Below are 22,619 nucleotides of genomic sequence, written 5' to 3'. Positions count from 1 at the left end.
AACTCCAGCAGGATTTTAAGAAATAACGGCGAATTTATTTATTAATAACAAAGTGGAAGTCTTCTGTCGTGAAGTCTTCGTATAATCCCGGAAATGGGTCCGGGAGTATCTACCAGGTGACCGGAATCACCTTGGCTACGAAGGCATTGTTGCCTTTACAGCTGAACGGTAACCTGGTTTTTGTTTGTTTTACGGCAGCATGTTTTAGGAAACTTTTACAGGATACGCTTGCAGGTGGCAATTGCACCTTGAACATGAAATTGGAAGGGGGTGATTGGTGCCGCAGGAGTCCCTAATGGTGACGTGCCACTGTCAGCTGAACGGAGGAAACCCACATCTCATATCCGGAGGAGGTGGACTCCATAGCTTGCAGGACAGGCTATGGACACATGATGCGCAAAGGATGGCGTTTCATACTGGTGCTGCTCCTGGCCCTGGTGGTTGCGGTAGCTGCCGCCGGCTGCGGCGGCCAGAAACCCGCCGGCGAAAGTAAGGGCGGGGAAAAGCCGGCGGCCGGTGGGCAGGCTAAAGACGAGAAGATGAAAGTAGCCTTTATCTATGTGGGGCCGGTGGGCGACGCCGGCTGGACCTGGACCCACGACCAGGGCCGCAAGTATTTAGCCGATAAGTTGCCCTGGGTGGACGCTACCACTTATATGGAAAACGTCCCCGAAGGGGCCGACGTGGAGCGGGTGCTGACGGAACTGGCGGAAAAGGGTAATAAAGTCATCTTCGCTACCAGTTTTGGCTACATGGATTACGTCATTAAGGTGGCGGAAAAATATCCTAATGTAGTTTTCCTGCATTGTTCGGGTTATAAGACGGCCAATAATGTCGGCACTTACTTTGGGGCCATGGAAGAACCCCGCTATCTCTCGGGCATGGTGGCCGGCAAAATGACCAAGTCCAATATCCTGGGTTATGTCGCCGCCCATCCCATCCCGGAAGTGATCCGCGGCATCAACGCCTTTACCCTGGGGGCGCGTGCGGTTAATCCCAACGTCAAGGTAAAAGTAGTCTGGACCAACACCTGGTACGACCCGGCGGCCGAAAAGCAGGCAGCCCTGAGCCTCTTAGATGCGGGCGCCGATGTCATCGCCCAGCACCAGGATACGCCGGGTCCCCAGCAGGCGGCCCAGGAGCGCGGCAAATACGGCATTGGCTATAACTCAGATATGCGCCAGTTCGCCCCTAATGCCAACCTGACCTCGCCGGTCTGGAACTGGGGCCCATACTATGTAAAGACAGTGGAAGCGGTCAAAAATGGCACCTGGAAATCAGAACAATACTACGGTACGATGAAAGACGGTATTGTTGACCTGGGTCCCTTTAGTGACAAGGTACCCCAGGAGGTCCGCGACCTGGTAAATAAGAAGAAGCAGGAGATTATTGACGGCAAGTTCAACGTCTTCCAGGGTCCCATTAAGGACCAGAGCGGTAAAGTACGGGTGCCGGAAGGCCAGAAAATGAGCCACGAAGATGTCCTCGGTTTCAACTGGTTTGTAGAGGGTGTAGAAGGCGAGATCCCGAAATAAAAGAGCGCGTTAAGCCAGGAGGCCGTGGAATTTATTTCCACGGCCTTTACCATAACTGTTGAGTTAAGTGGTATAATACTAATAAGGGAAAAATTTAACTATAAATTATATTTTAGGGCAGGAATTCGGTCTTCAGAAAGCGAATTATAAGCGAGAAGGTTTTGAGGGAGGCATTTTTTTATGGTAGTACCCCTGGTAGAGATGCGGGGAATAACCAAGGTGTTCCCCGGCGTGATGGCCAACGACGGGGTTAATCTATCCGTCCGGGCGGGGGAAATTCATGCCCTGCTGGGAGAAAACGGGGCCGGTAAGAGCACCCTCATGAGTATCCTTACCGGGCTGTACCGGCCCGATGGCGGGGAAATCTATATTGATGGGCAAAGGGTGAATTTCCGTTCACCCCGGGATGCCATTGCGGCGGGCATCGGCATGGTCCACCAGCATTTCCGCCTGGTGGCGCCCTTTACGGTGACGGAAAACGTGGCCCTGGGCTTAAAGGGGGGCCTCAAACTCAACTTAAACAAGCTGGCCGGGGAGATAGCCGCCCTTTCTAAAGAATACGGTCTCCAGGTAGATCCCCAGGCCCGCATCTGGCAGCTTTCGGTAGGCGAGCAGCAGCGGGTGGAGATTATCAAGCTTTTGTACCGCCATGCCCGGGTGTTGATCCTGGATGAGCCGACGGCGGTTTTGACCCCCCAGGAAGCCCGGGACCTGTACCAGACGTTGAAGAAGATGGCCGCCCGGGGCTGCGCCGTAATCTTTATTACCCATAAACTGCAGGAAGTTATGGATGCCGCCGACACCATTACGATTTTACGGGGCGGTAAAACCGTAGCCACCGTCAGAAAAAGCGCAACAAACGAGAAGGAACTGGCCCGGATGATGGTCGGCCGGGAGATCTTATGGCAGGTGAATAAACCTGCGGCCCGGAAAGGCGATAAAGTCCTGGAGATAAAGAATTTAAAGGCCTTAAACGATAAAGGCCTGCCGGCCTTAAGGGGCATAAACCTGGCAGTTTATGCCGGCGAGATCCTTGGTATAGCCGGGGTGGCCGGTAATGGCCAGCGCGAGCTGGCGGAGGTTATTGCGGGTTTAAGACCCTGCCAGGGTGGGACTATTACCGTCGCCGGCCAGGAGTTAGGCCAGTGCGATCCCTGCCGGGTAATTAACGCCGGGGTGGGTTATATACCCGAGGATCGCCTGGGCATGGGTCTGGTACCCAACCTGGGGGCTGTCGATAACCTGCTCCTGAAGGAATACCGCCACCCCCGCTGGGGCAAAACCCTCCTCAACAGGCGGGCGGCGCGCCAGTGGGCCAGGGAACTGGTGGAACGCTTTCAGGTCAAGATGGCCGGCCTGGATGCCCCGGTGAAGATGATGTCCGGCGGCAACCTGCAGCGGTTGCTCCTGGCCCGGGAAATTTCCACCCGGCCGCGCCTCCTGGTAGCCGTTTACCCGGCCCGGGGCCTGGATGTCGGCGCCACCGAAACAGTGCACCGGCTGCTCCTGGAGCAACGGGCTGCCGGGACGGCCATCCTCTTAATCTCCGAAGACCTGGAAGAGCTTTTCCGCCTGGCCGACCGCATTGCCGTCATGTATGAAGGCGAAATTATGGGCCTGGTGGCTACCGAAGAGGCCAGCGTTGAGGAGTTAGGCCTGATGATGGCCGGAGCAAAAAGAATGGAGGTTAGTGCCTGATGGTTGGATCATCCTTACCGGGGCCGGCCCCGGCACCCCTGATCACCTGGGAAAAACGCCTCGAGCCCTCGCGGGTCATGGCTGTGATAGTTCCTGTCATTGCCGTCATCCTGGCCCTGGGGGTGGGAGCCATCTTCCTGGCAGTGACAGGATTTAACCCCTTAAAGGTCTACCAGAGCATGCTTTATGGCGTCATCGGCTCCAAGTACGGCCTGTCGGAAACCGTCGTCAAGGCCATCCCTTTGATGCTGGCGGGCCTGGGCGTTTCCGTGGCCTTCCGCATGCTCTTGTGGAATATAGGGGCGGAAGGACAATTCTACATGGGTGCCTTTGGCGCCAGTTTTGTGGCCCTTTACTTTCCCCACCTGCCGGCCTACCTCATGCTGCCGGCCATGTTTATAGCCGGTATCGTTATGGGCGGCCTCTGGGCCGTGTTGCCGGCCTTGCCCAAAGCCAGGTGGGGCGTGAACGAAGTCATTACCACTTTAATGTTAAACTATGTGGCCATCCTCTGGGTGGATTACCTGGTTTACGGTCCCTGGAAGGACCCCAAAGGATTTAATTTCCCCCTGACCGCACCCTTCAGCAAGGCGGCAATCCTGCCGACCATTGCCGGCACCCGCGTCCACCTGGGCCTGATTTTTGCCCTGCTGGCTGCCATTGTGCTGAGCATTATTCTCTGGCATACCCGCTGGGGATACGAAATCAGGGTTATTGGTGAAAGTCCCCGGGCCGCCCGCTACGCGGGGATTAAAATTGAGCGCAACATTATCCTGGTGATGCTCTTGAGCGGCGCCCTGGCCGGACTGGCGGGGATGAGCGAGGTAGCAGGCATTACCCACCGCCTGCAGCACGGTATTTCCCCGGGGTATGGTTACACGGCCATTATTATTGCCTGGCTGGCCAAACTCCACCCGGCGACCATTATCCTGGTATCTTTCCTTTTTGGCGGCCTCATTGTCGGGGGTTACAGCGTCCAGACTTCCGGCGTGCCGGCGGCGACGGTCTCCATGCTCCAGGGTGCCATCCTCTTCTTTGTCCTGGGTGGCGAGATCTTAACCCGCTACCGCCTGCACTTTGGCCGTAAGGAGGGAAAATAATATGGAAAACTCGATCTGGATCGCCACCCTGGCGGCAGCCATAACTGCCGGCACACCTATCCTTTATGCCGCCCTGGGGGAAATCCTGGCCGAGCGGGCCGGGGTTTTAAACCTGGGGGTGGAAGGCATGATGCTGGTGGGAGCCGTGACCGGCTTCATGGTAGCGGTGCGCACGGGTAACCCCTGGATGGGCTTCCTGGTGGCCCTGCTGGCGGCCGGGTTGCTGGCGGCTATCTTTGCCTTTTTGACCATCACCCTGCGGGCCAACCAGGTGGTAACCGGCCTGGCCCTGACCATGTTTGGCACCGGTTTAAGCGGTTTCCTGGGCAAACCCTATGTTGGTATTCCCCTGCCCTTAAGCTTCAAGCCCGTGGCCATACCCTTCCTGGCCAATATCCCCCTTATTGGTCCGGTCTTATTCCGCCACGACCCCCTGGTTTATTTAACCTATGTCCTGGTACCGCTGCTCTGGTACTATTTTTACCGTACCCGGCCGGGCCTGAATTTACGGGCCGTGGGGGAGAACCCGGCGGCAGCCGACGCCCTGGGGGTCAATGTCTTTGCCCTGCGCTATATCTACGTCATTATTGGCGGTATGCTGGCCGGCGCCGGCGGCGCCTTCCTTTCCCTGGCCTATGCCCCCAGCTGGCTGGAGAACATGACGGCCGGCCGGGGCTGGATTGCCGTAGCCCTGGTGATCTTTGCCGTCTGGGACCCCGTTAAAGCGCTCCTTGGTTCCTATCTCTTTGGCGGCGTGGATGCCCTGACCTATACCTTGCAGGCGGCCACCAAAATCGCCATTCCTTCCTTTTTCTTAAAGATGTTACCCTATATCCTGACCCTGGTGGTTCTGATCATTGCTACCCGCCAGACCCTGGTGAAACACATCGGCGCCCCCGGTGCCCTGTCCATTCCTTACGACCGGGAGGAAAGATAAGGTGGCGGCAACGCCCGACTTTTCAAAAATGTTATCAGGTAAGCAGGATTAAATAAAATTGTATCGAATTAATGTATATAAAAATACGCAGTATCTGGTAACGGGGGCTGACAAGCAGGGAGCCCCAGGACCAGTAGTTTTTTAGTTAGGACTGAATTGGACTTTCATATGGGGGGATAGCGCATGGGTAGCGTAATGCGTCCGCTGCCGTTCAGGAAACTCTTAAACTGGGTACTGGCAGAAAAAGAGAGATACGGCAGCATTTTTGGCCTACCGCAGGAAAAATTTTTCCAGAGGAGAAGAGAAGTCTACCTGCAATTATTCGGAGAATATCTGGAAAACGCCATTGGACCGGCTGCCGGTCCCCATACGCAACTGGCCCAGAATATAGTCGCTGCTTTTCTATCCGGCGGCAGGTTTTTTGAGCTGAAGACGGTGCAGGTGCTTGACCAACTGGACATTGCCAAACCGTGTATTGATGCTGCTGATGAAGGTTATAACGTGGAATGGTCGACCGAACTGGCCATTGAGGAAGCCCTGGAAGAGTATGTCAAGGCATGGTTTTTGCTGCACATCTTGCAAAAGGAACTGTGGGGTTCGGACCAGCGGGGCTTTATTTTTAATATGAGCGTTGGCTATGACTTAAAGGGCATAAAATCTCCCAAAGTTGATCAATTCATAGAGGGGCTCAAGGACGCCTCAAATACCGCGATATTCCAGGAATGCAAGACGGTGCTAAAGGAAGAAATCAAAAGGTTTGCGGTGGCGGATGAAGAGTTTATCGACAGCATCTCACCAAATATTTGTAAATCCGTTACCCTTTCCACCATGCACGGCTGCCCGCCGGCAGAAATAGAAACCATTTGCCGGTATCTCCTGGCGGAGAAAAAACTGCATACCTTTGTCAAGTTGAATCCGACCCTGCTGGGGTATGAATTTGTAAAAGATGCCCTGGCCAGGATGGGTTATAATTACATTCACCTGCGAGAGGAGTCTTTTAGCCATGACCTGCAATATGAAGAGGGCCTGGCCTTATTAAAGAGGCTGCAAGGGTTTGCTCAGGAACAGGAAAGGGGTTTTGGCGTCAAACTTTCCAATACCCTGCCGGTAAAAAACACAAAAGGCGAATTGCCGGGCGAAGAAATGTATCTCTCAGGCCGGGCCCTGTATCCCTTGACCATTAATCTTGCCTCCAGGCTGGCGGCGGAATTTGCCGGGCGGTTAAAAATTTCTTATGCCGGCGGAGGAGATGCTTTTAACATTGCTCGCATCTTCGCGACGGGGATATGGCCCATTACCGTAGCCACGACGCTCTTAAAGCCTGGAGGCTATCTAAGGTTGCAACAAATTGCCGGGGAACTGGAATCTCACCTGCAGGACAGGGCAACAGATACTGTAGATGTGGAAAAGCTCGCCGGACTGGCGGCCGGCGCCTTTAAAGATCCCGATTACCTGAAGGAAAAAAGAGGGGTCAGGAGCCGGAAGTTAGGCAAGCAATTACCCTTAACGGATTGCTTTATAGCGCCGTGTACCGCTGGCTGCCCCATTGGCCAGGACATCCCGGAGTATATCAGGCTGGTAGGGGAGCAAAGGTATCGCGAGGCGTATGAACTTATAATTGCCAAAAACCCGTTGCCCTTTATCACGGGTACGATTTGTACCCAGCACTGCGCCGCCAAGTGTACCCGCCTGGACTATGACGAGCCGGTTCGCATTCGCGCCCTAAAGAAGGTGGCTGCCGAAAACGGCTGCCGGCCCCATGCGCAAAGAGATGGGCAGGCGACCGCGCGAAAAACAACCAGGGTGGCGATTATTGGGGCGGGGCCCTCAGGCCTGGCTGCGGGTTATTTTCTCGCCAGGGCCGGCCTGGGTGTCACCATCTTTGAGAAACGAGAAAAGCCCGGCGGTACCGTCGAGTATATTATCCCGCCTTTCCGGATGGCAAGGGAAGCAATTGCAAACGATCTGGAGCTGATTAAGGGGACGGGCGTCGAATTTAAGCTGGGCGCCGATCCGGACTTTTCCGTCGAGCAGCTAAAAAGGGACGGCTATAAATACGTGTACCTGGCGATAGGGGCGGGAGAAGCTAAAGCCCTGGCTCTAAAGAGCGGCGCCGAAAAAGTAGTGAGCGCCATTGAATTCCTGGAGAAGTTTAAAGCGGGCAGGAAGACTGGGCAGCTGGGGAAAAAGGTGGCCGTCATCGGCGGAGGGGACGTGGCTATGGATGCCGCCAGGGCGGCCCTGCGGGTGGAAGGCGTGGAAAAAGTTTATCTCGTCTACAGGAGAACTAAAGAGTATATGCCGGCGAGCAGGGAAGAAATCAAAGCTGCCCTGGCAGAGGGCATAATCTTGAAGGAGCTTTTATCCCCGTACTCCTGGTCTGATGGTGTCTTACAGTGTCACAAGATGCAACTCAGCGAACCGGATGCCTCGGGGAGGATGAATGTAGTTCCTCTAGAGGGCGAGTTTGAAAATATCGAGGTTGATGCCGTTATCTCTGCCATCGGCCAGGGTGTGGACTATAGTATCCTGCAGAGGAACGGTATAGAGGTTAACGCCCAGGGGGAAATTGCCATTAATCCCGCTACCAATGAAACAAATGTTGAAAATGTTTTTCTCGGCGGCGATGCCCTGCGCGGCCCGGCCACAATAGTGGAGGCTATTGCCGATGGCCGCAAGGTTGCCAGAGCGATTCTCGCCAGGGAAGGTGCTTTGCACGACACCGGCATAAGGCTATCATTTGAACAGGAAAAAAGGCTGCAGGAGATTAACCTGAAAAAAGGAACCCTGAAAGCCGTTTTCCTGGATTTGGGGCAGGAACATGAGCGATGCCTGGAATGCGGGTTTGTGTGTAATATTTGTGTGGAAGTGTGCCCCAACAGGGCCAATATTGCTATTGTAGCCGGCAATGGAGGCTGCAAGAATGTAAACCAGATCATTCATGTGGACGGTATGTGCAATGAATGCGGGAACTGCGCGACATTTTGCCCTTATGACGGCGCTCCTTATAAGGATAAATTAACTCTTTTCTGGAGGGAAGAAGATTTTACCAACAGCCAGAACAACGGTTTCCTCTTGTTAGCAGGCGGGGAGGAACCTGTCTTTAAGCTCCGGGTTGACGGCAGGGTATTGAAGGTAACGTTTGATGCCTCTGGCAGGGCTGATGCTGATTTAGAAAAAGGCATTTTGGACCTTGTCTGGGCTGCTTATAAGGGGTATAAGTATTTGTTTTAAATTACCACCTGGCAAGCCTTTAATGCCCTGGACAACAACGCCGGGAACGGTGCTGGTTTAGCAGGGGTGGCAAAACCACCCCTGTTTTTAATTTTACTTAAAAATCTGCTGGTGCCGGCAGGAATAATTAAATCTGTATTGAATATATAGGCATAAAATAAAGAGTGATAACACAGGAGGGAGTAAGATGCCCCAGACCGTAGTCATGGCCTTTGGCGGCAATGCCATCACCCGCCCCGGGGAAAAGGGGACCTTTGCCGAGCAAAAGGCTAACGTTGCTGTCACCTGCCGGCAACTGGGCGATCTTGTCCGTAATGGTTATCGCCTGGTGCTAACCCATGGCAACGGGCCCCAGGTGGGGAATTTGCTAATTAAAAATGAACTGGCCAAGGATATTGTCCCGGCCATGCCCCTGGATGTCCTGGTGTCCAACACCCAGGGTTCCATAGGGTATGCCATCCAGCAGGTGCTGGGTTATGAACTGGCCCGCCAGGGTCTCCAGGTGCCGGTGGCCGCGGTCATTACCCAGGTGGTAGTTGCGGCCGACGATCCGGCTTTTCAAAATCCCACCAAGCCCGTAGGCCCTTTTTACAGCGAAGAAGAAGCCCAAAAATTGATGCAGGAACGGGGCTATCGCATGGCGGAAGACAGCAACCGCGGCTGGCGCCGGGTGGTACCCTCGCCTAAACCCCTGGAGATTATCGAGAAAGAAGCCATCAAGGCTTTGACTATGGCGGGAGTTATCGTTGTCGCCGCGGGCGGCGGGGGCATCCCGGTGGTGCGCCGTCCCGACGGCAGCCTGGCAGGAGTGGAGGCCGTCATTGATAAGGACCGGGCGGCCACGATCCTGGCCAGCCAGGTAGGGGCTGATGTCCTTTTCCTGCTGACGGACGTAGAGCGGGTCTGCTTGGACTACGGCAGGCCCACCCAGCGGGAGGTAGAGGAACTGACCGCCAGTGAGGCCCGCCGGTATCTGGCCGAGGGCCAGTTCCCGCCGGGCAGCATGGGACCAAAGGTCGAAGCCGCCATTGCCTTCGTAGAGGCGGGGGGCGAAAAAGCCATTATCGGCTCCCTGGCCAGGGCTGCCGAGGCCGTAGCCGGCCGTTCTGGGACCAGGATTGTCGCGGGGTAAGTTATGGTCAATTAAATATAATTTAACTGGCCGGGCAGGACCATCTCCACAATCACTCCGCTTTCACTCCGATTATTGAACTATTGTCTCATAAAATAAAATTTAACTCCCGTTCCTTGCTGGTTATAATAACTAAGGGGTGGCGGTCGATGGATGCCTTTCAAATTATCGGCCCGGTAATGATCGGGCCCTCCAGTTCCCATACGGCCGGGGCCGTCCGCATCGGCCGCCTGGCCCGGGCTATCCTGGGTGAAGTGCCCTGCCGGGCGGAGATTTTGCTCCACGGCTCCTTTGCCCGTACTTACCGCGGCCACGGCACCGACCGCGCCCTGGTGGCCGGCCTCCTGGGCTTTAATGTCGATGATGAACGGGTGCGGGAGGCCATGGAACTGGCCCCCCGGGAAGGCCTGGCAGTAACCTTTGGCGAAAAGGACCTGGGAGATGTCCACCCCAATTCCGTGCAGCTAAACTTAAAAGGCAAAGAACGGGCCGTCCAGGTGGTAGCCTCTTCCCTGGGTGGAGGCCAGGTCCTGGTGAAAAAGATCGATGCCTTTACCGTCGAACTGAGCGGTGATTTGCCGACCCTGGTGGCTGCCTACCCCGATCGCCCCGGGGTGATAGCCGCCGTGACGGCCCTGCTGGCCGGGGCAGGGGTGAATATTGCCGGGATGCGGGTTTCCCGCCAGGCGGCCGGCGAAAAGGCGCTCATGGTCGTGGAAACGGACCAGCCAGTTCCGGCGGGACTGGTAGCAGCCATGCGGTCTTTACCAATTATTGAACGGGTGATTAGCATTGACCCGGTATAACTTTCGCAATATGGCTGAACTCCTGGAGCTGGCCAGGGCAGAAAAATTAACCCTGGGCGGGGTGGTTATCCGTTACCAGGAGGAACTGGAAGGCAAACCCCGGGAAGAGGTACGGGGGCTGATGGCCGGACGGCTCCAGGTCATGCGGGCTGCGGCCCAGAAAGGGTTAAGTGAAGATATCCGCTCCCCCAGCGGCCTGGTAGGCGGGGGCGGCAAGCTCCTGGAGGAATGGCGCCGGGCCGGTAAGAGCCTTTCCGGTACCACCACCGCCCGGGCTGTAGCCATAGCTATGGCCATAGCCGAAGTCAATGCCGCCATGGGCCGGGTGGTGGCGGCGCCTACGGCCGGCTCCTGCGGCATCCTGCCGGGGGTGCTCCTGGCCCTGGAAGCCGAAAGGGGCCTGGGAGAAGACCAGCTGGTGGACGGTTTATTTACAGCCGCCGGCATCGGCATGGTAGCGGCCCGGCAGGCCTCCCTTTCCGGGGCGGCCCTGGGCTGCCAGGCTGAATGCGGGGTAGCTACGGCCATGGCGGCGGCTGCCGCCGTAGAAATAGCCGGTGGGGAACCGGAACGGGCTGCTGCCGCCGCCGGGGTGGCCCTCCAGGGGCTGATGGGCCTGGTCTGTGACCCGGTGGGTGGCCTGGTGGAGATCCCCTGTGTCATGCGCAACGCCACCGGGGCGGCCCAGGCCCTGGCGGCAGCCGACATCGCCCTGGCCGGCGTCCAGTGCTATCTACCCTTTGACGAGGTAATAGCCGCCATGGTCCAGGTGGGCCGCGCCCTGCCGGCATCATTACGGGAAACCGGTACCGGCGGGGTAGCTGCCTGCCCTACCGCCCGGAGGCTGGTGGAGCAGATTTCAACCTGGCGGCATAACCCATCTAGCGCCTAATTTCTGAAAATCAACATCGAATGAACAGATAGCTTCTTCCTGGTTGCCAGCTAAGGCAGCCAGGTAAGCATCCGCAAAATCGACATTTTTATCAGCCATATCTTTCAGGGCCTGGATAAGTAAAGCCTGGTTTTCCGGGTAAATGCCGTCAGCACAGATAAAGGAGATCAGATTTTCAGCAATCTCCTTTTTCGGGTATTTATAAAAAGAGGACAGCACCCAGACGGTTTCGGCTAACACCAGGGGGGACACCCTTAGACCGATGTCCCCTTTTTCAGCACGGGCCATGAGTTTCAGGGTTTTGGCAGCCATTTCGGGTGGATCACCAGTGATAAAACGCAGAATAACATTAGCGTCAATCCACAAATAAACCATTATTGCTATTTCTCCTTTGGCAGGATTTGCCGGGCCATTTCACCAGCCACCTCTTCGCGAACCTTAGCCGTACCGGGATAGGGTCTTGACGCAGGTAAGGCCGCATAAAGTTCGGTTAAAGGTTTCCGCTTTAACGCCCGGAGTTTAACCTCTCCATCCGTACTGATATCAAATAAAAGATCGTCTCCAGGTTGGAGGCTTAATTTGCGGCGGACAGCTACAGGTATGGTGACCTGTCCCTTACTTGTTAATTTCGCTCTAAACATAAAAGCACCTCCTTACATTAAATTTATGCCTTACATCAGGTGCTGTCAAGGAAAAATTACCTGAAAAATTTTTACTCGACAGCAGGAATTCCTGCCTGTCAAGCGAATATTATAGAATAAAACTGCATACCGGGCGGATGAAGGGAGTGGAAGAGACCCCCCAAGGGCGCCGAAGGAGCAATTTCCCCCGGGCAGGTGACGGGGGAAGGAACCTCTCAGGCAAAAGTACTGCTCCCGGACCCAACTCTGGAGAGCTTCCTTAAAGCCTGACTTTAAGGGACACCAAAGGGGAAGGCAGGCAGCTGCCTAATCTCTCAGGTACCAGGACAGAGGCCATCACCGCATGATGCGGCGATGGCTTTTTTTGTGGACATACTAACTAAAGCGAGGTGGATGAGGTGGCGGAGTTAAAAAAGACACCTCTGTATGAAGAACATATAGCTGCCGGGGCCAGGATGGTGGAATTCAGCGGCTGGCTGATGCCCGTCCAGTACACCGGCATTATCGAAGAACACCAGCAGGTGCGTAACTGTGCCGGGCTCTTCGATGTTTCCCATATGGGCGAGATTGTCATTAAAGGACCGGAAGCCTTTAACCTGGTCCAAAAATTAATCACCAACGATGCCGCCCGGGCTACCGGCGACCGGGTGATTTACAGTCCCATGTGTTACCCGGACGGGGGTGTTGTCGACGACCTCCTGGTCTATCCCCGGGGGGAAAGCGAGTACCTGCTGGTAGTTAACGCCGGCAATATCGATAAGGACTTTGCCTGGATCCGGGAGAACACCGCCGGCCTGAAAGTGGAGGTAAGCAATATTTCCCCGGCCACGGCCCAGCTGGCCATCCAGGGCCCCCTGGCCCTGGCCATCCTCCAACCCCTGACAAATGTGGAACTTGCGCCCCTGGGCTACTATCGCTGGACCAGGGGCCGGGTGCTGGGGGTGGATTGCCTGATTTCGCGCACCGGTTATACGGGGGAAGACGGTTTTGAGATCTATTTTAATGCTGACAACGCCCCCGCCATGTGGCACCAGCTCCTGGCCGCAGGCCGGGAAGCGGGCCTGGTGCTGGCCGGGCTGGGGGCCCGGGATACCCTGCGCCTCGAAGCAGCCATGCCCCTGTACGGCCATGAGCTGGGCCCGGCTATCAGTCCCCTGGAGGCCGGCCTGGGCCGCTTCGTCTGCCTGGAGAAGGGTGAATTCAACGGCAGGGCAGCCCTGGCGGCGCAAAAAGAAGCCGGCATCAAACGCCGGCTGGTAGGCCTGGCCATGGTCGACCGGGGCATCCCGCGGCCGGGGTACCCCGTCCTGGCGGGTGGCCGGGAAATAGGTTATGTTACTTCCGGTTCCTATGCCCCCACTTTAGGGAAAAATATTGCCCTGGCCCTGGTGGCAGCAGGAACTGTTAGTGCCGGCGCCGAAGTAGAGGTGAGCATCCGCAGCCGCCTGCACCGCGCCGTGGTGGTGGATCTCCCCTTCTACCGCCGGACCAAAAAGTAAGAAGGAGGAATGGGAAGATGGAATTCCCTGCTAACCTGTATTACAGCAAGGATCATGAATGGGTGGAAGTTGAGGGCAATCGCGCCCGCATCGGCATTACCGACTACGCCCAGGAAGCCCTGGGGGATATCGTCTTTGTCGAGTTACCCCAGGTGGGCGACGAACTGGCTGCCGGTGACAGCTTTGGCGTCGTCGAGTCCGTCAAGTCGGCCTCCGATGTCTACGCACCGGTAGGCGGCAAAGTCGTCGCCGTCAATGAAACCCTCCTGGATTCACCCCAGGACATCAACGCCGACCCTTACGGCAAGGGCTGGATGATTGAACTGGAAATGAGTGACCCGGCTGAAGTGGAAGACCTGATGGATGCCGGCGCTTACCGGCAACTGGTAAAGGAGGAGAAGGGGGAGTAGGGGGATGACGTACATTCCCACCACGGCAGCGGAACGGCAGCAGATGCTGGCGGCCTGCGGTGCCAACCGGATGGAAGAGCTTTTTACTGACATACCGGCGACTGTCCGCCTGGGCCGGGACCTCAATCTCCCCCGGCCCATGGCGGAAGCCGAGGTCTGGCGCCACCTGGAAGAACTGGCCGGGAAGAATAAAAGGCTGGTCTCCTTCCTGGGCGCCGGAGCTTACGAACATTATATTCCCAGCGTGGTAGGCCACCTCCTGGCCCGCTCCGAGTTTTACACGGCCTACACACCTTACCAGCCGGAGATTAGCCAGGGGACTTTACAGGCCATTTTTGAATTTCAATCATTAATGTGCGAGTTGACGGGCCTGGATGTAGCCACGGCTTCCCATTACGACGGGGCTACGGCCACAGCCGAGGCGGCCCTGGTGGCCTGCAACGCCGCCCGGCGCCAGAAGATTTTAGTTTCCCGGGCCGTCAATCCCCAGTACCGGGCCGTCCTGACTACCTATACCAGAGGCCAGGGAGTAGAGCTGGTGGAGATACCCCTGGCTGATGGCCGGACGGACCTGGCTGCCCTGGAAAAAATGGCCGGGAAGGACGTTGCCGGGGTTATCCTGCAGAATCCTAATTTCTTTGGTCAAATTGAATCCATGGCCGCAGCAACGGAACTGGCCCATCAGGCCGGGGCTTTAAGCATTGCCGTCGTGGACCCCATTTCCTTAGGACTACTGGCGGCACCGGGGGAATACGAGGCCGACCTGGCCGTAGGCGAGGGCCAGGGCCTGGGCAATCCCCTGAACTTCGGCGGCCCTTACCTGGGCTTTATCGTCGCCCGGGAGAAACTGGTACGGCGGCTGCCGGGCCGCATCGTCGGCCAGACCACTGATGTCGAAGGTAAACGGGCCTTTGTCCTGACCCTCCAGGCCCGGGAGCAGCATATCCGCCGCGAGAAAGCTACTTCCAACATCTGCTCCAATGAAGCCCTCTGCGCCCTGGCAGCCACCATATATCTCGCGGCCCTGGGCAGGGAGGGCCTGAAAGAAGTGGCCCGCCAGTGCCTGCTGAAGGCCCATTACGCCTACGACAGGCTGGCCGACCTGCCGGGGGTGACGCCGGTCTTTAATGGCCCCTTCTTCTGCGAGTTTGTCCTGAGGACGAAAAGGGGGCCAGGGGAGGTGGCCCGGGGCCTGGCGGATCAGGGTTTTGCCGCCGGTTTTGACTTGAGTCCTTATTACCCGGAACTTGCAGGCGCCATGCTCTTTACCGTCACGGAAGTGCGGACCAGGGCCGAAATTGACGCTTTGGTAGCGGCCATGGGAGGGATACTGGCATGAAGACGGAACCGTTACTTTTTGAACTGGGGGCTCCCGGCCGGCGGGGTTATACCCTGCCGGAGTGCGACGTGCCGGGGAAGGTAGAGGATTACCTCCCGGCAGCGGCCCGCCGCCGGGCTGATGCCGCCCTGCCGGAGCTGGGCGAAGTGGAAGTCGTCCGCCATTTTACCCACCTGTCGAGCATGAACTACGGTGTGGATACCGGCTTTTACCCCCTGGGCTCCTGCACTATGAAGTACAACCCCAAGGTCAATGAAGCGGCCGCCGGTTTGCCCGGCTTTACCGGCCTGCACCCCCTGGTGCCGGTGGAAGCGGCCCAGGGCGCCCTGGAACTCATGTACAACCTGCAGGAGTATCTCGCGGAAATCACCGGTATGGACGCCGTTACCCTGCAGCCGGCCGCCGGGGCCCACGGCGAGTATACCGGCCTGGCCATTATTGCCGCCTATCATCAGAGCCGCGGCGACCTGGAACGCCGCCAGGTACTGGTGCCGGATTCTGCCCACGGGACCAATCCGGCCAGCGCCGCCATGGCCGGCCTGGAGGTAGTCCAGATACCCTCGGACGAGCGGGGCCTGGTGGATCTGGAAGCCCTGCAGGCGGCCGTCGGCCCCCGCACGGCGGCCCTCATGCTGACCAATCCCAACACTTTAGGCCTTTTTGAAAGCGATATTGAAGCCATGGCCGCCCTGGTCCACGCGGCCGGCGGGCTCCTCTATTATGACGGCGCCAACCTGAACGCCATTATGGGTATTACCCGGCCGGGGGATATGGGCTTTGATGTGGTACACCTGAACCTCCACAAGACCTTTGCCACCCCCCACGGCGGCGGCGGACCCGGTAGCGGCCCGGTGGGGGTGAAAAAGCACCTGGCGCCCTTCCTGCCGGTACCGGTGGTGGCTTGCAACGAAGCCGGCCAGTATTACCTGGATTACGACCGGCCGCAGACCATCGGCCAGGTACGTTCCTTCTACGGCAACTTCGGCGTTATGGTCAAGGCCTACTCCTATATCCGTACCCTGGGTCCTGCCGGCCTGAAAATGGCCAGCGAGCAGGCCGTTTTAAACGCCAATTATATGCTGGCGCGCCTCAGGCCCTACTTCAAGGTGCCTTTCGACCGGGTGTGCAAGCATGAGTTTGTCATTGTTCCTTCTAAAGAGGTTAGTGACGCCGGCGTTCATACCCTGGATATCGCCAAACGCCTCCTGGACTACGGCTTCCACGCGCCGACCATCTACTTCCCCCTGGTTGTTCCGGAGGCCATGATGATTGAGCCCACGGAAACGGAGCCCAAGGAAACCCTGGATGCCTTCTGCGATGCTTTGATAGCTATCAGTAAAGAAGTAGTCGAGAATCCGGACCTCCTCCACAGCGCGCCCCATAACACCCCGGTGCGGCGCCTGGACGAAGTCGGCGCCGCCCGGAATCCGGTCTTACGCTGGCAGGGAAAATAGCCGTCCCTGGCGAAAGATGAGCAAAGCCGGCAGGTACAGGGCTGCCGGCTTTTACTGTGCGCCCGGCATGGGCGTTAACTTAGTGGTGAAAGTCCACTGCAGGCGAGGCAGCACAGTCTGTTAGCCAAAGGCAAGGGTGTCCATCGCGAGGTGGAATCTGAAGGAAGCCGGAGGCAAAGCCACGGCCCGATGAACAAGAACCCCATACGAGGCTAGACCGTCCGGATGAGCTGGCAATACACAGCGAAATCCCAGGCTGCCAAGGGGCGGTAGAGTAGATGGGGCGGGCGCGGGGTGAAGGTTAACGCTCTTACCCGGGGAGACCTGCCGGGTAGGCCAGGGAAAGCTGGTAACCCGTGTCGAAAGGCACGACTGAACCGGCAGGAGTCAGCAGAAGGCATAGTACCCTGGGGGTCATGAACCGCAGGGGAAGGCCCGAACATCAAGTCAGAGGTGAAACGATGCGTTCGCGAGAAGGACGAAGACAGCAGAAAACCCCGGAAGGGGCCTGCCCACGGGAGGAAGTGGTGAAGCCGCAGGGGACCGCGGGAGGGCCGAGTTCTTCTCCGGCACAAAGCGGAACGTCACCTCGCAGAGGCCAAGGTAGCGGCCTGATGGAACAGGTGGTGGCCAGGAGTAACATGCTGGCCGCTCTAAAGCGTGTAGAGCGGAACGGAGGCGCGCCCGGCGTAGATGGCATCCCGACCGAACGGCTTCGGGACCAAATTCGTACCGAATGGCCGCGCATCCGGGAAGAACTGCTCGCAGGAACCTACAGACCGAAGCCCGTGCGCCGGGTCGAAATCCCGAAACCCGGAGGAGGCAAACGGCTGCTAGGGATACCCACCGTAATGGACCGCCTGATCCAGCAGGCGCTCCTGCAAGTATTGACGCCCATTTTTGACCCGCAGTTCTCAGAAAACAGTTTCGGGTTCCGACCCGGAAGGAGAGCCCATGACGCGGTAAAGAAGGCGCGACAATACGTAGAAGAAGGATACGAATGGGCGGTGGACCTGGACATCGAGAAATATTTTGACCGGGTAAACCACGACATACTCATGGCCCGGGTGGCCCGGAAAGTAACGGATAAGAGGGTACTTACCCTTATCCGCCGCTATCTTACCGCAGGCGTCATGGTGAAGGGAGTGGTCATGGAGACGGCAGAAGGGACGCCCCAGGGCGGACCCTTAAGCCCGCTTTTGGCCAACATCCTCCTGGACGACCTGGACAAAGAGCTGGAAAAGAGGGGCCACAAGTTCGTCCGTTACGCCGATGACTGCAACATCTACGTCAAAAGCAAACGGGCGGGAGAAAGGGTCATGGCCAGTATCCGCAACTTCCTGCAGGAGCGGTTAAAGCTCAAGATTAACGAGCAGAAGAGCGCGGTAGACCGGCCGTGGAAACTAAAATTCCTGGGGTTTAGCATGTACAAAGCCAAAGCCGGAGAAATCCTTATCCGTCTAGCGCCGCAAACCATTGAACGGGTTAAGATGAAAATTCGGGAGATAACTTCCCGGAATAAGCCCGTAAGCATGGAAGAGCGCATAGAGCGGCTAAACGCCTACCTGGGTGGATGGATAGGATACTTCGCCCTGGCCGACACGCCCAGCACTTTCAGGAACTTGGAAGGCTGGATGCGGAGAAGGCTACGCATGTGCCTCTGGAAGCAGTGGAAGCGAGTACGGACCAGGTACCGCGAGCTACGCGCATTGGGATTGCCGGATTGGGTGGTGCATAATTTCGCCAACGCCCGCAAAGGGCCGTGGCGAATGGCCCATGGGCCAATGAATAGAGCCCTGGGTAATGCCTACTGGCAGTCCCAGGGCCTGATGAGCTTAACCGAACGTTATCAAAGTCTTCGTCAAGCTTGGTGAACCGCCGGATGCGGACCCGCATGTCCGGTGGTGTGAGAGGACGGGGGCTAGCCGCCCCCTCCTACTCGATCGATCTATACCTAATAAAACGCATTTTACCGAAGCTTATACCCGGTAGTAAGGGAGGAGGGATGCTGCTTACTTGCTCGAGCGTAATTTATTAAGTAAACGTCTTTCAATATCCCTTAGCATTAACTTCGTTTTTGTAAGGTCCATATTTGTTACTTCGGCAATCTTATAAATCGGCATGGCGGGCTGATTTATACCGTAACGCATACTTAAGATAGCTGCTTCTTCTTTGGTGAAATACTTTAACAGCTCAATTATCTTTTCCTTCTCGATAAACGGTATCGATGGCGGTTTTAATTCATCCATTTTTATTCGGCTCCCTGGATCAACCTAATTAAATCAGGAGAATAAGCTGTGCCACTTATTAGGGATAATCATAAGCATAGGGAGTGTATAGCAAGGCTAGAGTTGGATGGCATTTTTTAAAAGCTCCCCGGCAAAACGGCTGTTTTTAAGTTCGCCGGGGGTGTACACAAAAAGGTCCAGCCCCACGGGAAATTTGCCGGGCAAATAATCCGGTACTCTATCCCAGGGTTTTCTATCGTCATTTGTAACCAGAATCAAAAGGTCGATGTCGCTATAAGGGGTGTAGTTCCCCCTTGCCCAGGAACCGCAGAGGTAAACAGCCAGCACCTCCGGCCTTGACTTCAACCTTGCCGCCAGGTCTTCCAGGGCATTTCTGACAGTATTTTCGTCAACTGAGATGACTCTTACAGAATTCAATGATTTCACCTGCAATCTTGATGGCGGTGTCGGCCTCCCCGGCAGTGTAAAAATCGGTGGGCGCTCCGATTTCAAAACCATTCGGATAGCGGGCCGGGATATAATGCTTGTCGATAACTTTGGCTTGCTCAATCAATTTTCCGGGCACGGTAATTTCCGCAGGAAGATTTGCTAGTAAAATGGACACGGTATGACCCCAGGCATCAAGGTGCAACTTTTGAAATAATGCTTTTACTGCTTTTTCCGCCGCCTGCTGGGCGGCAAAACAGGACCATTCAAAATCCCCGGCGTTAAACGAATTAATGGCATGCCTTAAGTCTGCTTCTGCTTGCCGCAGCCAGTCGCTGCTTCTTTCAGGCATTTTCAACACCTGCAATATTATTACATATTTTCCCATCTATTTACAGGATAGCATTATGCGAGAAGTATGTCAATATCAGGGTAAATATTTAAGATTAGTCCCCGGGTGCAGTTTTTAATGGGGATTATATTTCCCGGATCTGTTATAATACAGAAAAACGGAAGTAAAAAGAGGTTGTATCAGGTATGGAGCGGGGACACGCAGTAGACGAGGATGGTACCAGCCTTCGCCTTGTCCCGGTTGACTGGCACCCCAGACAACAGGAATATTTCTGTGTCATATAGTCCGTTCAGGTCCAGGGAGGTATATCTATGCCAGCTGAAACCTGGCGGCTGTTAGATACCGGCGTGACCGACCCTTACACCAACATGGCCGTGGACGAGGCCATCCTCCTGGAGCACCGGGAAGGCAAAACGCCGCCGACCTTACGTTTTTACGCCTGGTCGCCGCCAACCATTTCCCTGGGGTATTTCCAGCAGTTAGAGAAAGAAATTGACCTGGAGGCTATTAAAGATCGGGGCCTGGGGCTGGTGCGCCGCTTAACCGGCGGCCGGGCCGTCCTTCATGACAATGAAGTCACTTACAGCGTGGTGGCCCGGGAAGACCACCCCCTCATGGCCGGCGGGATTCGCCCTTCTTACCTGCGCCTGGCGGAGGCCCTGGCCCTGGGGTTAAGGGAACTGGGAGCGCCGGTGGAGATTGCCTCCGGCCGCAAAGGAGGCCAGGATGAGCATACTTCGGCTGCCTGTTTTGATGCCCCCTCCTGGTATGAGATAACCAGCGGCGGCCGCAAGCTGGTAGGCAGTGCCCAGACCCGCAAAGGGGGCGTGGTCCTCCAGCACGGGTCGATAGTCATCGCCTTAAATGTTGACGACCTCTTTGCCGTCCTGAAGATGCCTTCGGAAGCCGTACGCCAGCGCCTCAAGGATAAATTTTACCACCAGGCCTGCGGCCTGGAGGAAATTTTAGGCCGCCGGGTCGAAGAAGGGGAAATAAAGGCCGGTATAGCCCGGGCCTTTACCAGGCTCTACGGCTTAGAATTTATACGGGGAGAGCTGACAGATGGGGAAAAAGGGCGCCTGGAGGAGTTAAGGGCGAAATATGCCAGTAAAGACTGGTTGGAAAGACGGTAAGTTCCTAAAGAACCGACCTGCATCTCTAAACTCATTTTTCGCGCCTGGTGTCTGAGAGCAGCGCTATTACCGGACCGGCGAGAAGGTAGCATTTTTGCATAGCCCCGCCTCGCTCCAGGGAAACTAATTTTAGCAACTTTCCCTGGGGAGGTTATAGATTTGGGCGATAAAAACCGCAGCCGCTTTGTGAGTGATGAAGGGACGCGCCTGCAGCAGATGCGGGCGGCCGAATATCCCGGCGGGGTGGTGGTGGACCCGGTACCCATTACCGCCGGCGACGAAGTGACCATCCTTTACCACGGTCTCCTGGATGCCTGCGGCGCCGACCAGGTATGGCTGCATACCGGTTACGGGGACGCCAATAGCTGGCAGAATATCTATGATTACCGCATGGAGCGTACCGGCTACGGCTGGGTGAAAAACATCCGGGTGGAAGACGGCAGCCGCCTGAACATCTGCTTCAAGGACAGCGCCAACAACTGGGACAACAATAACGGCCTCAACTGGAGCTTTGAAATCCACAACGGCAACCTGCCGGGACGCAAGTAAAAGCAAGCCTCCTATCCATAACAGTGATCTAGAGGCCCCCTGGACTTAGCCGGGGCCTTTTAATTTTATAAAGGCGAGCAAAAAAGGGCTTCATGTTTACCGGCCTTTCCGGGGATAGAGATAAGCATCATGGCGGGTGGAAAGATCGTGATCCTGGCTCTGGATACGGCCGCCTAATTGCCAGATGGGATCTTCAAGTTATAAAAAACACAAGAGAAAAAACGTAGTAGCAGCGAGTGCTCGGCTTGAACTAAATTAATGCTGCTGTTAGTTTCCCCTTAAGCAGGAATTATTAAATAAATGGAGAATAGCTGTATAAACGATAATGCTTTTTTGAAACCCAGGATTGTTAAACGAAAAAATGCCGGTAAGTATCAGATTTCCGATGTCCTGACTTTAAAAAAATGGTTTTTGCTCAAGATATACCTACTACTGGTTACTCCTACCTGAGTGAGGTGGTTAACACATGGCTATAGACAAAAACTCTTTTGTACCTCCCTACTATCAGCTGGCGCAAATTCTGGAACGCCAGATCAGGGCGGGTGACTACCGCCCGGGGGAAGCATTGCCCTCCGAAGCAGAGCTGAGCGAAAAATACGGGTTAAGCCGCATGACCGTCCGCCGCAGCCTGAGCCAGCTGGCCAGGGCCGGTCTCATTCGCACTGAACGAGGGAAAGGTACTTTTGTCTCCCGGCCCGAGCTGGACCGCGCTGTTTTTGTCATGGAAGAATTCCACAAGGAGGTGGCTGCGCGGGGCTTAACGTCCAGTGTCCGGTTGCTGGAAGCCAGGCTGGTTCCCGCGCCGGAAAAGGCAGCCGGGAAATTACAAGTTCCGGCAGGGACGAAGGTGCTCTATATCCGCCGTTCCCTTCTGGCCGGCGGGGAGCCCCTGGCCTATGACCGGAAATACCTCCGCTATGACCGGGGACGGCCCATCCTTGAAAACGAGCTCCAGTACCAGGCACTCCCGGAGATGGTAGAGAAACATGCCGAGGCTCTTCCGATAAGCAGTAAAATGGTCTTGCAAGCGACGGTCCTTAATGAGGAAGAGGCCCGGGCTTTACGGGTGGCGCCGGGTTCGCCGGCCTTCTTGCTGGAGCAGGTACTCCTGGCCGGGGATGGCCGGCCGGTGGGGTGGGGATGGTGTTTATACCGTGGCGATCGGTATCAATTGACTTCGGTTCCCACGGTAATTTAGCCGCTGGGTACAGGCCTGCTACCAATAAAGATGAG

The 22,619-nt window shown here is 56.3% G+C and carries 21 protein-coding genes and 3 riboswitches; of the genes, 16 read left to right on the top strand and 5 right to left on the bottom strand.

What is annotated here, in order from left to right:
- Window positions 1–57: 57 nt before the first annotated feature.
- Window positions 58–158, top strand: a riboswitch (purine riboswitch).
- Window positions 159–389: 231 nt separating this feature from the next.
- The 8 genes from MGLY_RS02540 (at window position 390) to sdaAA (ending at window position 11,334) form a co-directional block, all read left to right on the top strand.
- Entirely contained in the window at window positions 390–1,535 is a 1,146-nt protein-coding gene (locus MGLY_RS02540) for a BMP family ABC transporter substrate-binding protein (protein WP_246187399.1), read from the top strand.
- Between the two features lie 180 nt (window positions 1,536–1,715).
- On the top strand, window positions 1,716–3,233 hold the full coding sequence (locus MGLY_RS02535; RefSeq protein WP_156271597.1) for an ABC transporter ATP-binding protein: 1,518 nt from the start codon (window positions 1,716–1,718) through the stop codon (window positions 3,231–3,233).
- A complete protein-coding gene (locus tag MGLY_RS02530; RefSeq protein ID WP_156271596.1) occupies window positions 3,233–4,333 on the top strand; it encodes an ABC transporter permease in 1,101 nt (366 codons plus the stop codon). Before MGLY_RS02535 ends, MGLY_RS02530 begins: the two co-directional genes overlap by 1 nt.
- 1 nt (window position 4,334) lies before the next feature.
- The gene (locus MGLY_RS02525; RefSeq protein ID WP_156271595.1) at window positions 4,335–5,270 is read left to right on the top strand and encodes an ABC transporter permease; all 936 of its coding nucleotides are present in this window, start codon (window positions 4,335–4,337) and stop codon (window positions 5,268–5,270) included.
- Between the two features lie 183 nt (window positions 5,271–5,453).
- Window positions 5,454–8,504, top strand: coding sequence for a putative selenate reductase subunit YgfK (gene ygfK, locus MGLY_RS02520; RefSeq protein WP_156271594.1), 3,051 nt, complete (start codon window positions 5,454–5,456; stop codon window positions 8,502–8,504).
- A 187-nt stretch (window positions 8,505–8,691) separates the two neighbouring features.
- Window positions 8,692–9,636 carry a carbamate kinase gene (gene arcC, locus MGLY_RS02515; protein WP_156271593.1) on the top strand — a complete coding sequence of 315 codons (945 nt, stop codon included), beginning with the start codon at window positions 8,692–8,694 and terminating at the stop codon, window positions 9,634–9,636.
- 149 nt (window positions 9,637–9,785) lie between these two features.
- Entirely contained in the window at window positions 9,786–10,442 is a 657-nt protein-coding gene (gene sdaAB / locus MGLY_RS02510) for an L-serine ammonia-lyase, iron-sulfur-dependent subunit beta (protein ID WP_156271592.1), read from the top strand.
- A gap of 10 nt (window positions 10,443–10,452) precedes the next feature.
- Entirely contained in the window at window positions 10,453–11,334 is an 882-nt protein-coding gene (gene sdaAA / locus MGLY_RS02505) for an L-serine ammonia-lyase, iron-sulfur-dependent, subunit alpha (protein WP_170290897.1), read from the top strand.
- Here sdaAA and MGLY_RS02500 read toward each other — a convergent pair.
- On the bottom strand, window positions 11,302–11,709 hold the full coding sequence (locus tag MGLY_RS02500; protein WP_156271590.1) for a type II toxin-antitoxin system VapC family toxin: 408 nt from the start codon (window positions 11,707–11,709) through the stop codon (window positions 11,302–11,304). The genes sdaAA and MGLY_RS02500 overlap by 33 nt on opposite strands.
- Before the next feature lie 5 nt (window positions 11,710–11,714).
- Window positions 11,715–11,975 carry an AbrB/MazE/SpoVT family DNA-binding domain-containing protein gene (locus MGLY_RS02495; RefSeq protein WP_156271589.1) on the bottom strand — a complete coding sequence of 87 codons (261 nt, stop codon included), beginning with the start codon at window positions 11,973–11,975 and terminating at the stop codon, window positions 11,715–11,717.
- A 137-nt stretch (window positions 11,976–12,112) separates the two neighbouring features.
- A riboswitch (glycine riboswitch) is annotated at window positions 12,113–12,216 on the top strand.
- Between the two features lie 3 nt (window positions 12,217–12,219).
- Window positions 12,220–12,307: riboswitch (glycine riboswitch) on the top strand.
- 66 nt (window positions 12,308–12,373) lie between these two features.
- On the opposite strand from MGLY_RS02495, the gene gcvT reads away from it, so the two are divergent.
- From gcvT to ltrA, 5 genes are all read left to right on the top strand, one after another.
- A complete protein-coding gene (gene gcvT, locus MGLY_RS02490; protein WP_156276124.1) occupies window positions 12,374–13,474 on the top strand; it encodes a glycine cleavage system aminomethyltransferase GcvT in 1,101 nt (366 codons plus the stop codon).
- 17 nt (window positions 13,475–13,491) lie between these two features.
- The gene (gene gcvH / locus MGLY_RS02485; RefSeq protein ID WP_156271588.1) at window positions 13,492–13,884 is read left to right on the top strand and encodes a glycine cleavage system protein GcvH; all 393 of its coding nucleotides are present in this window, start codon (window positions 13,492–13,494) and stop codon (window positions 13,882–13,884) included.
- A gap of 4 nt (window positions 13,885–13,888) precedes the next feature.
- A complete protein-coding gene (gene gcvPA, locus MGLY_RS02480; RefSeq protein ID WP_156271587.1) occupies window positions 13,889–15,223 on the top strand; it encodes an aminomethyl-transferring glycine dehydrogenase subunit GcvPA in 1,335 nt (444 codons plus the stop codon).
- Window positions 15,220–16,677 (top strand): aminomethyl-transferring glycine dehydrogenase subunit GcvPB, encoded by a 1,458-nt coding sequence (gene gcvPB, locus MGLY_RS02475; protein WP_156271586.1) that lies wholly within the window; start codon window positions 15,220–15,222, stop codon window positions 16,675–16,677. Before gcvPA ends, gcvPB begins: the two co-directional genes overlap by 4 nt.
- A 461-nt stretch (window positions 16,678–17,138) precedes the next feature.
- Complete coding sequence (ltrA, locus tag MGLY_RS02470; RefSeq protein ID WP_156271542.1) at window positions 17,139–18,551, top strand: group II intron reverse transcriptase/maturase; 1,413 nt, start codon at window positions 17,139–17,141, stop codon at window positions 18,549–18,551.
- A gap of 138 nt (window positions 18,552–18,689) precedes the next feature.
- On the opposite strand, the gene MGLY_RS02465 is transcribed toward ltrA, so the two are convergent.
- The 3 genes from MGLY_RS02465 to MGLY_RS02455 all read right to left on the bottom strand — a co-directional run bounded on the left by MGLY_RS02465 (window position 18,690) and on the right by MGLY_RS02455 (window position 19,704).
- The gene (locus MGLY_RS02465) at window positions 18,690–18,926 is read right to left on the bottom strand and encodes a hypothetical protein (protein ID WP_156271585.1); all 237 of its coding nucleotides are present in this window, start codon (window positions 18,924–18,926) and stop codon (window positions 18,690–18,692) included.
- 96 nt (window positions 18,927–19,022) lie between these two features.
- Entirely contained in the window at window positions 19,023–19,343 is a 321-nt protein-coding gene (locus MGLY_RS02460; RefSeq protein ID WP_161952867.1) for a nucleotidyltransferase domain-containing protein, read from the bottom strand.
- Window positions 19,315–19,704 carry a HEPN domain-containing protein gene (locus MGLY_RS02455; protein ID WP_156276122.1) on the bottom strand — a complete coding sequence of 130 codons (390 nt, stop codon included), beginning with the start codon at window positions 19,702–19,704 and terminating at the stop codon, window positions 19,315–19,317. The genes MGLY_RS02460 and MGLY_RS02455 overlap by 29 nt, the downstream gene beginning before the upstream one ends.
- Window positions 19,705–20,015: 311 nt before the next feature.
- Here MGLY_RS02455 and MGLY_RS02450 point away from each other — a divergent pair, with 311 nt between their 5' ends.
- The 3 genes from MGLY_RS02450 to MGLY_RS02440 all read left to right on the top strand — a co-directional run bounded on the left by MGLY_RS02450 (window position 20,016) and on the right by MGLY_RS02440 (window position 22,584).
- Window positions 20,016–20,837, top strand: coding sequence for a lipoate--protein ligase family protein (locus MGLY_RS02450; RefSeq protein WP_156271583.1), 822 nt, complete (start codon window positions 20,016–20,018; stop codon window positions 20,835–20,837).
- A gap of 159 nt (window positions 20,838–20,996) precedes the next feature.
- On the top strand, window positions 20,997–21,386 hold the full coding sequence (locus MGLY_RS02445; RefSeq protein ID WP_156271582.1) for a carbohydrate-binding protein: 390 nt from the start codon (window positions 20,997–20,999) through the stop codon (window positions 21,384–21,386).
- 466 nt (window positions 21,387–21,852) lie between these two features.
- Complete coding sequence (locus MGLY_RS02440) at window positions 21,853–22,584, top strand: GntR family transcriptional regulator (protein ID WP_156271581.1); 732 nt, start codon at window positions 21,853–21,855, stop codon at window positions 22,582–22,584.
- The last annotated feature ends 35 nt before the right edge of the window (window positions 22,585–22,619 follow it).

Origin of the sequence: Moorella glycerini (assembly GCF_009735625.1) — a bacterium.
Taxonomy (GTDB): Bacteria; Bacillota; DSM-521; order Neomoorellales; family Neomoorellaceae; genus Neomoorella; species Neomoorella glycerini.
The sequence above is the reverse complement of the archived record's forward strand: the minus strand, read 5'-3'. Positions and strand labels throughout refer to the sequence as shown.

Excerpts from the sequence above, each read along its gene's own strand:
- MGLY_RS02540 (WP_246187399.1), top strand. The coding sequence starts at position 390 with ATGATGCGCAAAGGATGGCGTTTCATACTGGTGCTGCTCCTGGCCCTG.
- MGLY_RS02535 (WP_156271597.1), top strand. The coding sequence starts at position 1,716 with ATGGTAGTACCCCTGGTAGAGATGCGGGGAATAACCAAGGTGTTCCCC.
- MGLY_RS02530 (WP_156271596.1), top strand. The coding sequence starts at position 3,233 with ATGGTTGGATCATCCTTACCGGGGCCGGCCCCGGCACCCCTGATCACC.
- MGLY_RS02525 (WP_156271595.1), top strand. The coding sequence starts at position 4,335 with ATGGAAAACTCGATCTGGATCGCCACCCTGGCGGCAGCCATAACTGCC.
- ygfK (WP_156271594.1), top strand. The coding sequence starts at position 5,454 with ATGGGTAGCGTAATGCGTCCGCTGCCGTTCAGGAAACTCTTAAACTGG.
- arcC (WP_156271593.1), top strand. The coding sequence starts at position 8,692 with ATGCCCCAGACCGTAGTCATGGCCTTTGGCGGCAATGCCATCACCCGC.
- sdaAB (WP_156271592.1), top strand. The coding sequence starts at position 9,786 with ATGGATGCCTTTCAAATTATCGGCCCGGTAATGATCGGGCCCTCCAGT.
- sdaAA (WP_170290897.1), top strand. The coding sequence starts at position 10,453 with ATGGCTGAACTCCTGGAGCTGGCCAGGGCAGAAAAATTAACCCTGGGC.
- MGLY_RS02500 (WP_156271590.1), bottom strand. The coding sequence starts at position 11,709 with ATGGTTTATTTGTGGATTGACGCTAATGTTATTCTGCGTTTTATCACT.
- MGLY_RS02495 (WP_156271589.1), bottom strand. The coding sequence starts at position 11,975 with ATGTTTAGAGCGAAATTAACAAGTAAGGGACAGGTCACCATACCTGTA.
- gcvH (WP_156271588.1), top strand. The coding sequence starts at position 13,492 with ATGGAATTCCCTGCTAACCTGTATTACAGCAAGGATCATGAATGGGTG.
- gcvPA (WP_156271587.1), top strand. The coding sequence starts at position 13,889 with ATGACGTACATTCCCACCACGGCAGCGGAACGGCAGCAGATGCTGGCG.
- gcvPB (WP_156271586.1), top strand. The coding sequence starts at position 15,220 with ATGAAGACGGAACCGTTACTTTTTGAACTGGGGGCTCCCGGCCGGCGG.
- ltrA (WP_156271542.1), top strand. The coding sequence starts at position 17,139 with ATGCGTTCGCGAGAAGGACGAAGACAGCAGAAAACCCCGGAAGGGGCC.
- MGLY_RS02465 (WP_156271585.1), bottom strand. The coding sequence starts at position 18,926 with ATGGATGAATTAAAACCGCCATCGATACCGTTTATCGAGAAGGAAAAG.
- MGLY_RS02455 (WP_156276122.1), bottom strand. The coding sequence starts at position 19,704 with ATGCCTGAAAGAAGCAGCGACTGGCTGCGGCAAGCAGAAGCAGACTTA.
- MGLY_RS02450 (WP_156271583.1), top strand. The coding sequence starts at position 20,016 with ATGCCAGCTGAAACCTGGCGGCTGTTAGATACCGGCGTGACCGACCCT.
- MGLY_RS02440 (WP_156271581.1), top strand. The coding sequence starts at position 21,853 with ATGGCTATAGACAAAAACTCTTTTGTACCTCCCTACTATCAGCTGGCG.